General features: G+C 61.1%; 1 protein-coding gene. It reads left to right on the top strand.

The genetic code is table 11. From position 1 onward, the window contains the following. The coding region (locus tag FQ668_RS27295) for an immunoglobulin-like domain-containing protein (RefSeq protein WP_144180750.1) at positions 1-527 on the top strand (527 nt) is incomplete at both ends.

The raw sequence follows: 527 nt of genomic DNA, 5'->3' as shown, positions 1-527 counted from the left end.
GCCCAGGTCACCATCAAGGCCGGTGAAACCAGCGCGCCGTACACCCACGACGCACAGGGCGATGACGTCTACCAGGACGCAGGCCAGATCAGTCTGGGCATCACGTCCGCTGTGGATATAGACGGTCACACCTTTGAGAACCTGGAACTGGGTGGTGCTGCTTCGGTTCAAGTGACCGACACCCTCGACGAAGTCGTGGCCAAGCTGACCGCCACCCCGTCGGTCACCGAAGGCGGCGAGATCACTTACACCATCACCCTGACCAACAAAGACGGTCTGCCGATCAACAACCACTCGGAGCTGTACTTCAAGCTGACCGACGGCACCACTGTCGTCGTGGCAGCCAACAGCACCACCGGTTCGGCGACTGCAACCGCCCCGGACAACGTCTATGTGGGCACTAACCAGCCGGTGGTCAATGCCATCGACGCGGTCAGCGGCGCAGATGCATGGAAGTTCGAAAACCTGAACCTGGACAAGACTCCAGTCAGCACCGAGGTGACCGACGAGCCTGGCACCCCAGGCAA

It is taken from the genome of Pseudomonas sp. Kh14 (assembly GCF_900291005.1).
In the GTDB taxonomy this organism is placed as follows: Bacteria; Pseudomonadota; Gammaproteobacteria; order Pseudomonadales; family Pseudomonadaceae; genus Aquipseudomonas; species Aquipseudomonas alloputida.
The sequence above is the reverse complement of the archived record's forward strand: the minus strand, read 5'-3'. Positions and strand labels throughout refer to the sequence as shown.